Annotated in this window: 7 protein-coding genes; all 7 read right to left on the bottom strand. The window is 45.3% G+C overall.

Annotated elements, in window-relative coordinates; genetic code table 11:
- Positions 1 to 173: 173 nt before the first annotated feature.
- The 7 genes from ACHKAR_RS20695 to ACHKAR_RS20725 all read right to left on the bottom strand — a co-directional run bounded on the left by ACHKAR_RS20695 (position 174) and on the right by ACHKAR_RS20725 (position 12477).
- Entirely contained in the window at positions 174 to 1373 is a 1200-nt protein-coding gene (locus tag ACHKAR_RS20695) for a Gfo/Idh/MocA family protein (protein ID WP_395419334.1), read from the bottom strand.
- Between the two features lie 73 nt (positions 1374 to 1446).
- Complete coding sequence (locus ACHKAR_RS20700; RefSeq protein WP_395419617.1) at positions 1447 to 2793, bottom strand: Gfo/Idh/MocA family protein; 1347 nt, start codon at positions 2791 to 2793, stop codon at positions 1447 to 1449.
- A 2-nt stretch (positions 2794 to 2795) separates the two neighbouring features.
- Complete coding sequence (locus ACHKAR_RS20705) at positions 2796 to 4190, bottom strand: 3-keto-disaccharide hydrolase (protein ID WP_395419335.1); 1395 nt, start codon at positions 4188 to 4190, stop codon at positions 2796 to 2798.
- Positions 4191 to 4535: 345 nt separating this feature from the next.
- Positions 4536 to 6422: a chondroitinase-B domain-containing protein gene (locus ACHKAR_RS20710; protein ID WP_395419336.1), complete on the bottom strand. Its 1887-nt coding sequence runs from the start codon at positions 6420 to 6422 to the stop codon at positions 4536 to 4538.
- A gap of 66 nt (positions 6423 to 6488) precedes the next feature.
- Complete coding sequence (locus ACHKAR_RS20715; RefSeq protein WP_395419337.1) at positions 6489 to 7358, bottom strand: hypothetical protein; 870 nt, start codon at positions 7356 to 7358, stop codon at positions 6489 to 6491.
- Positions 7359 to 7423: 65 nt separating this feature from the next.
- Positions 7424 to 10081 (bottom strand): polysaccharide lyase family 7 protein, encoded by a 2658-nt coding sequence (locus tag ACHKAR_RS20720; protein WP_395419339.1) that lies wholly within the window; start codon positions 10079 to 10081, stop codon positions 7424 to 7426.
- A gap of 122 nt (positions 10082 to 10203) precedes the next feature.
- Entirely contained in the window at positions 10204 to 12477 is a 2274-nt protein-coding gene (locus tag ACHKAR_RS20725) for a chondroitinase-B domain-containing protein (protein ID WP_395419340.1), read from the bottom strand.
- Positions 12478 to 12547 lie beyond the last annotated feature (70 nt).

Consider the following 12547-nt stretch of genomic DNA (forward strand, 5'->3'; position numbering starts at 1 on the left):
AAGCCTCTTTTCAACCGAATAGTCCTGATAAACTCATTGGGCTACATATCTATCAGTTCAGTGAGTTTCCGATATATTTTTCCATATCAGAATAGTTTTACCCAGCAGGTAGTGACCAATCTTCTTCCGTCAAATGGATGACTGAGGCAGGGTAAAGTTGATTTAAACGGCTATCAGCCCAGCTTATCAAAATCAGGATTCCAATGGACAATTTTTTGATCATACATAGCATCAAGGCCCATTTGCACACATAACGCGGCCTTCGCTCCGGATATGACATTGGAAGCTGGTCTTTTGTTGTTGACAATGTTGTCCCGAAAATCCATTAAGGCCTGCTTGCTTGGTTCGATATGATCCACAACGATGGGAATGCCCTTTCCTTCGTCCCAGGAGACTGTGGCTCCGGACACCCCGTCTACCTCTCCCAGTTCTTTATTGAGTTTTCCTTCCGGGTAAAACCAGGCCTTGTCATAACTCAGTATGAGGGTGCCTTTATCTCCCATTACTTTGATTTGGTAATCATCTTTTGAATTGGCCGTTAAGCAGGTGAATTTTGCTTTGACACCCTCCGGATAGTCATAAATCAGATGGATGTTGTCGTAGGTTTCCCTTCCGTCTTTCCAATAATCCACTCCACCGAAACCAGTTACCTTGTTGGGCGTAGCATCTAAAACCCAGTTGGCAAAATCCAATTGGTGTGAGCACAATTCGGCCAATAGTCCGCCGGAATATTCTCGGTACATTCTCCAATTAATGATCCTTTCCAAATCAGGAGATGGAACAGACCTTCTCCAGTCACCATTTCTATTCCATTGGCACTCAAAGGCCTGTATCTGGCCCAGCCCTCCCTTTTTGATCAGGTCTACTACATGGGTGTACAATCTGGAACTATGGTATTGATGACCTGTTTGGAATACCTTTTTGGACCGATTGGCCACACTCACCAGGTCCTGTATATCCTTATAGCCTTTGGCCATGGTCTTTTCACAGTACACATGCTTGCCCGCATCAATGGCATCCATAGCAATCTTTGCATGCATACTAAAAGGCGTAGCGATTAGTACGGCATCAATGTCCTTGTCATCAAGGATTTTTCTATAATCACTGTACCCTTTCACCTGCTGATCTGCCACCTTGCTCAACCCTTCTTCTAAGCGAAAGGGGAGAATATCCGCACAAGCCACCACATCAAAATGATCAATGCTATTAATATTGGGTATTAAGCCCTGCCCCCTCGATCCGGTGCCTATCACACCTATTTTTATCTTATTGTTGGCGTCATTCAGGCCAATGATTTTTGCTGTTGTTAATGTAGAAGTTGCTATTCCGGCTGCCGCCACACCACTTTTGATTACAAATTCCCGTCTCTTCATAGTAACACTATTTAATAAAAAGTCACCTTTGACACTAAGCATCAAAGGTGACCCTAACAACCCTTAAATTAACCTAAACTGACTTAATCTCCCAACCGGGCTCGTACGTTCTGGACCATAATTTCATGGCCTCCCTATTGTATATCCGACCCGTATTTTCATCCACTTCGTAGGCATCGTCAATCCTGTAAGCGATGTTGGCATAGTGTGTCAACATCTGACTGATGGCGCCCTCATCAATGGGTGAGGTCAATGCTGCTTTACCGCGAATGGCGTCAAAGAAATTCTTTGTGTGCATGGTAGACATGTCTCCACCTCCTCCAAGGGCAGTTCCCGCTTCCGTACCCGAAGAAAGATTTTCCCTGATAAGCTCACCCTTTAGACTGTAGAGTTTGTAACCCTCTCTGTCAATAAAAACCGAACCTTCAGATCCGTAAATGATGGTACCTCTGCCAGCACCAAACTTATAATATCCGTTTCTACTCTGACCGTCCCATTTGATCACCTTATTGCCTGAGAATTTAAAAGTGGCTTCCATGGTGTCATACATTTCCCAACCATCGTCTTTGTATTGGTATTTGCCTGCATTGACCTCTACACGCTCCGGATACTTCACCTGCAGTGCCCAGCGGGCAATGTCCAGTTCATGTGTGGCATTGTTTCCGGTCTCTGCTGTACCATAATTCCACCCATACCAATGCCAGTTGTAATCCCAGGTATTATCAGTATATGGTCTTCTTGGTGCCGGCCCCTGAAACAACTCCCAATCCAGTCCCTCTGGTGGGCTGGCGGGTGTTTGATGCGGTACGGCCCCTCTTCTGCTGGTGTAGAAGGCAATGGCTTGATAAACATCACCAATGATTCCATCATGAATGTCTTTGATGATTTCCTGAGATTGTGGAGAAGAACGCTGCTGGTTTCCCATCTGAACCACCTTATCATATTTTTTCTGATAAGCCACCAGCAACTCACCTTCCCTTGGATTGTGGCTACATGGTTTTTCCAAATACACGTGCTTACCTGCCTGCATCGCCATACACGCTCCTGGTGCATGCCAGTGGTCAGGTGTGGCCATGAATATGGCATCTACTTTTTTATCGTTTATTACTTTGCGAATGTCATTTTCCAACTTTGGCTTATCGCTTGTTACCTCCGCAAACATCGCAGCGGCTCTTTCCCGCTGGCTTTTCATGACATCACAGAGATAAGTGAGCTCTATGTTATTGTTCTTATCAGCAATCGCGTCTTTGTATGCCGGAAACCTTCGTCCCAGGCCTTGCAGAGCCACACGAATGCGATCATTGGCACCGATAATTTTGGAATAGCTTTTTGCACTCATCGCATTTAGCTGGCTAGTCAGTCCAATACCAGCAGCACCTGCAGTTGCTTTTATTATGAAGTTTCTTCTGTCTTTTCTCATCATTACTCAGCTGTATTTTTATCTAAAGGACGAATTTTAATATTTCTAAATGACACCAAATCACCATGATCCTGCAAAAGGATTTGCCCTCTGTCCAGTTCACCGAAATCTTTCCATTTCACATATTTACTTTCTGAAACCAGTTTTCTGTATTCCGGGCTTTTCCTTTCATATTCCAGCACTTTCACACCATTCAGCCAATGCTCAATATGGTTGTTAATGGACTTAATGTGAGCTGTATTCCACTCCCCTATTGGCTTTATTGGCTTGTTGGTATCTGCCTGAATCAGGTCGTAAAGAGAGGACACCGTTCTGCTTCCTTCATGATTGCCCAACTTGGCATCCGGATGCAGCTCATCGTCCAGTATCTGATATTCTAACCCGATCGAAGAGCCCGGCCCTTTGTTGATTTCCGTATCTACATAGTATTTGATGCCACTGTTGGCGCCCGGAGTGAGTTTAAAATCCACCTTCAATTCGAAATCACTGAACAACTCCTCTGTAACGATATCACCACCTGCTCTGGACTCAGCACCGCCTGATGACAGCACGGATAATACCCCGTCTTCCATTACCCAACCTTTTTCCGGGAAAGCATCCAACTTAGCACCTTTCCAACCATTGGATGTTTTACCATCCCAAAGCAACTTCCATCCTTTCTTCTCTTCGTCAATCGTCAGATTATTTTTGGTGACGACCGGCTGCAAAGGCGAGCTTTTAGCATACTTGCCCAAATCCGAGGTGAGGATTTTAACATTCCTCCACATGATCTGCTTGCCCTCCTGACTATCTTCTTTGATGCTGTGCACCTGCAATCCGATAAATCCTGTGGAGGTTTTATCGTCAATGAGGTAAGCTGCCGGCACGCCATTGATCCATGTTCTAATGGTGTCAGCGATGGCTTCTATTCGGTAATGATTCCATTCATTTTGCTTGAAGGCCTTCTGTGCTTCCGGATTGTTCTCCATGGTATTCAACCACCCTCTTCTGGCCTCATCATAAATACCTGCACTCCATGCTCTTTCTGATGGGTCAATTTCTATCTGATACCCGTGCACACTGCCATTGAGATAATAGTCAAAACTGTTGCTTCTGATTTGAATACCTGAGTTCATCGATGGATCCACTTTGTACTCCAGCTCCAGGATAAAATCTCCATACAATTCATCTGATCTCAAGAAGGTATTTGGTGTATTCAAGACAGTGGTTCCCACTATGGCTCCATCCTCTACTTTATATGTGGCATCACCGCCAATTTTGGACCACCCGGTCAAGGTTTCACCATCAAACAAATCAACCCAAGGGGTGGAATCTTTTGCTTCGGTTTGACATCCGAAAAGACTCGCCGAAACTAAAAATGAAAGTATGATTTTTAGTGTGTTAGTTTTTGTCATCATATAAAATAAGTCTGGTTAAATAATTGTAATAATTTCGAAACTAGCATGTACGCTATATTCAAATATGGATTTTTTACTCAAAAACATGGTCAGAAATGGAAATATTCGATATTTCTCCGGTCAAGGTAAGAAATTAACTTTATTTCCAATTCTCAATTGCTCATACCTTTCGGTGCAGACTCCCAGGTGCGGCACACCATCTTCATCTAAGATGTGTAATCTGGGATGGTATTCGCGTGATGGACAAGTAAAATTCGGGGTGCTGGCTCATGCTTTCTTACTCCCCGGGATCAGTCTGGTAATGAGTTGGCTGGCTCGAGTTTTACCTCAGAATATTGGGAAAATCTAATTCTTTATCAACCTAAGTATTCCAGCCTCCTCTACCACCTCACCATTCCTGGCATTCCTGAGGGTTAGAAAATAAATAGCTGCGGGAAGCATTGAAACATCCACTTCCAGATAATCCTGAACAACAGTCATTTGTCTGGACAACCTGATTTTACCTTCGACATCATAAACGAGGAGCGAAAGCTGCGAAGGACTACCGGAAGGCAGTACCAGCCGTACAAGGTCGCAGGTCGGGTTGGGGAATATTTCAATAGCACCCTTACTCCCTGTGCCAAGTGGGGGTGGCGTCACAGGCAAAGCAAACTCAGCAATAACATTCATATCCTCAGTGATAGAAATCATCATCGGATTGTCAGTCCCGTCTAAATCACCAGCCCATTTGGAAAACTGGTAGCCATCTGCCGGAGTAGCCGTGAGGGTAATGATCTCTCCTAGCCGGTAAGTGTCCTTTATGGGAGACCAGGTGACACTACCCTCCCCTACAACAGAAGACGATAATGAAAATATGGACTCGTCATTGGAATAAGCCGGGCCGGTATTGGATGTGGTGGCATAGGGCTGCACATCTACAGTATGAGGAAATTCGGAAGCTCCTACATCTTTTTGGTCAATTTCATCAGGTCTGATTTGTTTCATAATGTCCAGTTTCAAGTCATCAAACTCCAACCCATCAATCATAGGAATGGGCGGGAATCCGGAAACTGCGGCATCAATGGCAGGGCTCTCTGAGTCCAACTGAAAAAATCCTTTATCGTTCTCAATCAGCTTTGGATCCAGATCACTTATACCTGATGGTCGATCTATTCCCAGGCTACCCAAAGAGAGGTTGCCCAGCCATTGCTCGGTCCCTGTCGGGTCATCAAAAATCACACCCTTTGGATTGCTGAAAATATTGTTGGCAAATACAACATGTTGAGGCGGAAAACTTCCTGATCCACCCAACTTCACCTCCTCAGAATCCACAATGGTATTGAAATACACGTGGATGGAGTCCAGGGGATCCGAAGACTCGTTTTGCAAATAGATGGCGCGGCTGGTCAACCCGGAAAAGTAGTTGTTGTAAATGAAGTGGTTCTGCCCTTCACGCACGCGTACACCGCCCATGTTGTTCAAGAAAAAATTGCCATAAACTATGGCTTCATCTCCGTGGCGAAGCACCAGCTCGCCTTTGGTGTTGTTCTCGAAGGTATTGTACCGAAAGACATTTTGCGCGGCTTTATTTGAAATCAATTCGCCATCACCGTCACAGTTTTCAAAATAGCAATACTCCACAATGGTCCGGGAATCCAGGTGCGCCTGACTGCTTACACCTATGCGAATAGGCTCCACCCCCATGTCACCGCCGCTGCCCCGAAAGTTTCTGAATGAGCAATGTTGAATTTTGTGATAACCAGGCTCGTTGTCTACCAGAATGGATAGGATGTTTTGATCGGCCAGATTGATTCGGCTCTCAAAATTGCAATGGCTGATTGTAGTACGTCTCGAATCTTCATCAACTATCAAATATTTAAAACTTGTATAACCCAGAATGTTGATTTGGGTAATCAGCACATCACTCCCCCAGTTTCTGATTACATTATCCGTACCAATATCTCCCCCAACAAATTGAAACCCCGACAAGACTACTTTGTCGGCATCTATTTCCACTTTTGACTCCCCAGTGAAGATGACAGCCCCATAGCTCTCTGCGGTAACCACAAGACCCTCCACATTGATGTCCATAAAGACATCCTCGTATCTGCCCGATCTCCAAACAACAGAATCTCCATTCACTGCTTCATTAAGAGCAGATTTGAATTCTGACAGGGAAGAAACATTGTACCTGGTTTGGGCCAGCGTCACTTCCGCAACAAGTAAAATCACTAAAAAGGCTGCAATTCGCATATTAATCAATCTTTGAAAAAGTAACTTTCATTCGTTCGGCACTATTGATGAATCGTCCTCCCGAGACTATTCACCGTTATCGGTACTCATCGGCTTGTGCGTTTTCAGCCATTCCTGTCCTTCTTTAGTCAGGAAAAAATCCATCCATAAGTAGTACATCTTCTTGTTCTCACCCACTGTGACCCAATGGCTCGAACCAATTGGAATATGCAAAAGCGAGAACTCCTTAAAGGCCGTAGAAGCTGCATCAGCGTGAACCACCACATCATTATTGGATAGCCCTAAGAACAGCTGATCAAGCATAGGGTGCTCATGAGCACCCACCTCATCCGGCCCCATGGCTTCCACAGTTCCCAGCGAAACACGAGGAACGATATCAGCAGGGAGCACCGTTCTACTGACGGTATTCGGACTCTTTATCTTTTCTGTATAAGGTTCGCAATCCTCAAACCGTGTAAAAAACAGGTCATATTTATTCTCCTCAGGGAAGTTCTTCAGGTCCTCCATGTCTTGAGCGGACAGCCTTTTGGTAAACTGTAGAAAATGAAGTTCCTCCCCTTCAGGCACCTTAAACCGCACTTGATCCGTGTCATTCATTGGAATGGCAATGGACTCAGGCACCAGGTTGTACACCATTGAATCAGCCTGTAGGGTTCCATTCCCACTCACAAACAGAAACATGCTGACATACTCACCCGAAAGCGAGATGGTCTGCTCGGTAGGCCCTGCATAAGCGAGGTGCTCAATCTTGGTCTCGGCAATCTCACCTGCCAGCAATTCCTCTTTAAAAACCTGCTCGCCTGCCGGTATTTTCATCTGCAAATCCTGAACAACAATTTCAGGTGAGCCCGGGCCTGAAGCACAAGACGACAGAATGATTGCCATGATTACACAAACTCCAATGCCTTTCTTCTTTAAAATCTTCAATACATTCATGATTGGCTATTTACTTTTCACTTGCCTCAAAAGTTTGATCCCTGGGAAAACAAGTCCTTAATTTTCTACTTCGAAGGTTGAATAATCAGCCTTCGAGTTTTCATTTCACTGCCAATTCTCAGTTTGGCAAAATACAGGCCGTTGGGCAGATTGTCGGGTGTCCATTCCACTTTCTGGGTTCCCGCATTTTGAAGTTCATTCACCAAATTCACAATCTTCTGGCCGGACACATTGAAAATCGTCAATTCTACCAGCGCAGGTTTTAATACTTTGTACTCTATGGTGGCTTTGGAATGGATCGGATTAGGATAGACAATCATCTCATGATTGGAAGCCTCGAGCGTATTTGGATCAACACTAAGCGTAACTTCTTCCTCACTAAAGTGAGCGGTGACTGACTTGTCAGCATCCATGATGATGGTCGTTTGTGCAGAGGTCCCGGTCACGTCCCCACTCCAATAATCAAATAGATTTCCATCATCGGGTTTGGCCGTCAGGTACACGAGCGTTCCTACTTCGTAGACCCCTCCTGAGGGATTGTAGCTCACAAACCCGTTTCCGACTGCAGAAGTGGTCAAAGTATATGTCTGGGTGGCAGTGACCGCAATGTTGATTTCCGAAGAGGTCGTTGTAGCTCCTTCATTGTCTGTAGCTACTGCGGTAAAAATGTAGCTACCTGTAACCGCAAATGGAATGGTAAATGAATAAGGGATAGTCGAATCCTCACCAAGTTTGGTTGGCCCATTGTAAAACTCCACCTTAGAGAGCGTACCGTCAGGATCGGAAGCATCAACTACGATGGTGATGTCATCACCATTCACGAAACTCGCACCATTCTCAGGAGAAATAATACTGACGACAGGATTAACATTTCCTCCTGATCCATCAGCGACATACAGCTCATCGAAGTAAGCAGTAGCCTCCCCGTCATCCTGCAGATAAACTCCGGCTTTCCAGTAGCTGGGGAATGTCCAGTATGAAACATCCATATTGGCTTTTTCGGCTCCATCTACATCAATGATCATGCTTCCATCTACCAATCGAACGTCACAGTCAAAATATCCGGCAGGCGCTTCACCCAGATCCACATGTGTGGTATTCACACCTTCATTATCGGTTTTTATGGCAGCCCACAGGTGATTGACTGGTTCCTTGGTTTGATGTTTATAGATTCTTAGCAATGGCTTATTTGGTCCGCTCCCTGTATTGGCGTCATCATGAATTTGTAGCACGGTCACCTGATCACAGGTCATCTCAACAATATGTATTCTGGCATGCAGTGAACGATCACCTTCGGAAAGGGTCCAGTTGTTCAGATACCGCAGTTCGGTGCGCTGGCTGGATCCGGACTGATTAAAAGCAACTTTATCCTCGTCCACGACATAGAAATTATCATCTGTATAGCCATCCTTGAGCTGAGTTTGAGTGGCAATGGTGGAGCTCGTTGGTGCCTGTAATTTACACTCCCCAATGAACGCCTTAAATCTTGGGATATCATAAGGAGCATTGTATTCCGCTACAGGATTGACGGCAATACTCACTCCCAAAGCAGTGTATGAGATACCACCATCATCTGTAGCCGTGGCAGTAAGGAGGTAACGCCCCGCAGGCACGTCGCTCCAGGTATAGTCATAGGGGGGTGAAGTGACTTCACCCAGTTTGGTTGAACCGTGGAAAAATTCTACTTTGGCAATCGATCCATCGCTATCAGAGGCATCGGCTGAAATGGTGATGTTCTCTCCGGCACTAAAAGTTGCGCCACTGGACGGAGCGGTGATACTCGATGTAGGAGCCTTGTTACTGGCCGTTGAATGAGCATTGCTCAAAGCAAAAAATGATGCCTGACAATAGTCGCCATCCTCTCCCGAATTGTTTTGATTATATACCCCTGCTTTGAAATACATCCAGTCATCAGCAAAGCCACTATCGGTCATGTCTACCACTTTCTGTACATCGGGTTTTCCAGGTCTCATAATGGTCACAGTAAGGTCATTGCCCTCCACTTTGATTTCGTAGCTAAACTTCTCCCCCAGAGCAATCCCATCTTCAGGATCAGCAGCATCGTCACTTCTACTGCCGATCATTTCGTGCCATTGCTCTGCACTGGTGGTAGGCTCATGAGCGAAGTAAATCGCCCCTTTGGTGTTTCGTGGCAATTTGCGGTAGTATAACCTGCACGGCTCATCACTTGACGCATGGATTTGCCCGATGATTACACGACCAACTTTGCCGGCTTCTCCTGTGGTAGACACATGATCCACGGCAACTGTAGCCGTCAGCGTTCCACCTACTCCTCCGGCTGCCTCCTGATTGGCCTGACTGGAAGAAGCGAAGACCCAGTTGTTGGGGCCGATCCCCTGCGTGTTGAAGCTGGTATTGCCAGCCCGCAGCATTTCCCGAAGTTCACTTCTGGGGTAAGAGCTCCCGCCGGTTTCTCCATCATTCCGACATCTAAAGACCATCGCCCCGGTATTGGGGTCTGTATAAAACTGAGCTGGTCTTTCAAAACCATTGGATAGATCAGCTTCCTGAACTTCCGACTGATCCTCCAACGTGATCTTCCAATCCGTAAGATCAAAATTTCCACTTGGTGGTAAATCAGGATCCTGGGCCCAGCTTGCTGAAACCGATGCAAACTGTAAGAGGACAAACATGATCAGGTAAGAGAATATATTCCCTATTGATGATGAAAATTCGGATTCCCTGGTTGTTGTAGCTTTCATATTGTAAAAATTTACTAGTACTTAAATCGTATTAAAATGCCTTTTTCGGCACTCCTGGATAATCTTGAGAAGAGACGATCATCGATTCAAAAATCAACCAACGTATCATCTCAACACTTTTGCTAATACATTAACTTCAGAGGAAGATTTTCCTCAACAATGAGCGCTCCAGAGTTTGTAATTACATTGTCAGCATGTGAATTGTTCTTGGCACCCCAGAGTCGAGCCACTTGCTCTACCGGGTTATTCTGAAATTTATTGCCAGAAATATCCACATTGATGATCCCGTATGTGTTGATCAAAATCCCATTCTCCTCACTCGCTCCGCATTGGGTAAATGTGCTCCCTCTGACTAACAAATTGCCTCCTACTGTGGACTCGTCATATCCGCCTCGGTAATAATCGATGACGTTCTTATTGACCCGATCAAATTGACAATCCACGATGTAGACATTTTCAGCATTGTATTCACCGCGATCATCGTCTTCTGCAGAAAGCTCAATGCCGTTGTTACAATTTTTTATCAACGAAGACTCGAAACTGATGTATTCAGAAAACGAATACTTGTAGGCTTTAAGGACATAATCAAAGTCAGATAACTCACAGTCCTTCACCTTCAAATTGTAAAGGCCGGACATGTTTTCTTTCAAGGTAGCAAAGGCGTAATTCTCCCCACTCCCACTAAGAATGATCGCATTCAAAGTCAGCTTCCCCTTCGGATTCATTTCGAAAGCCGGGGTACCGGCAGGGCCAGCATAGACAAGCGATACTTTAGAGTCTGGCTTCGCCGACTTGATGGTCAGTTTCTTGTCGATGACCATGGAATAATTGAATTCAAAACGCTCCGATGCTAGCTCAATTATATCGCCATCCTGCGCGGATTTCATTGCTTTGGCAAAATCCGCTGCAGTACTGACCGCATGTGTTTCCTTCGCTGAATCGTCAGCAGAGGGATTGTACCAATCCGGACCGTACTTGGACACATCCATAATGTTAGGTTTTTCCGGCCTGGCTCCATTAGTGGCTCCTATCGAACTGCTTTCAGAGCGTGAATTCCCGAATAGGTCTTTGTCGATTTGATCAAACTCAAACCCATAATAGGCCTGGATTTCGGACAGATCACTGGTTGGAACCCAAATATTTTCTTCCAATTCCCGCATGGAGAAGTCCCTTTTCTCAAGACCATTCACGCCTCTGAAGGCCACACCCTGGTTATTGATCACGTTGCTTTTAAAATCGATTCCATCAATGGAATCGTAACGTATAATGGGCATTTCATCTCCTTCCGAATTGTAAATCACATTGTTGACGACTAGGGTCCGAATGGGCGTTTCAGATCTGATTTCCGAACGAGGCAGCACCTCTTTCTGATCCACATTTGATCCAACACCAAATTGCCAGGGTGAGGAGCAATTGACCCAGGTGTTGTAAGCAACAACCACGTCAGTCACTTGAAAGTATCTGTTGACAGCCGGTTGTCGAATTCCGTTCATCATAGCCAATGGGCCTCTGAAAATCTCCCCATGGAGGTTGTAGAAATAATTATTGGTGACCCGGTGACCAGTCCCAATCAGTCGGACTCCCCCCACCTGTGGGGAATCTTCATCACCGATAAAGTAGTTCCCATCTACAATGCAGTAATTTCCATGTCTGGTGACCAGTGACCCCTGGCTTTTGTAAAAGACATTGCCTCTGAACTCATTGAAATTGGATTTGCTGGAAATGACCTCCACTTCTCCGTTGCATCGATCAAACAAATTATTAGCCACCAACGTGTAGCTGGGTGTCATGGACGTGCTACTGTTCCCAATCTGAATTGTCTCCGCACTTGGGCCCCCTTTTGGTGGTCGGGGACCAAAGTAGTTGTCATTAATTTTGTGGTAGTTTCGTATACTTTCATTGCCTTCCAGATCCACCCTTATGGTGGGTCCTCTGTTGGATTTTCCTTCCAGATAGCAATGATCGAGTTGATTATACTTTCCCTTGAACAGCACCCAAAGGTCAGTCATGTTCCGTTGGGCTTTGTTGAAGTCTTTGATCACGCAGTTTGTCACACGGCTGTTATTTGCAAGGGTATCCTTATTGATGAAAAACTGGATGACGGATTCTGAAGGAGACGCTCCGTTGGTAAAATAGAGCCCATCCACCACCAGATATTCTCCACCCAGTTTCAGGTCAGATTGTCCCTGGATGATTACTTCGCCGGGGGTTTCAGCACGAAGTGTGATGGGTTGATCTTCAGTTCCCTTTGCTACCAGGCGAATTTCAACATTCTCCCATTGGCCATTGGCCATGACAATACTGGTGCCTGGTTGGGCTTTTGAGATTGCATCTTGCAGCTCCTTTGCGTTAGAAACCAGGATTCCTTCATTGGATTCCTTGAGTTGACAACTCATCAAAAGGCAAATTGTCGTAAGTGAAAAAAGTATATTCTTCATCATTTTAATATTAATTGGGTCAATCTTG

The sequence above is a fragment of the Marinoscillum luteum genome, from assembly GCF_044005705.1.
Taxonomy (GTDB): Bacteria; Bacteroidota; Bacteroidia; order Cytophagales; family Cyclobacteriaceae; genus Marinoscillum; species Marinoscillum luteum.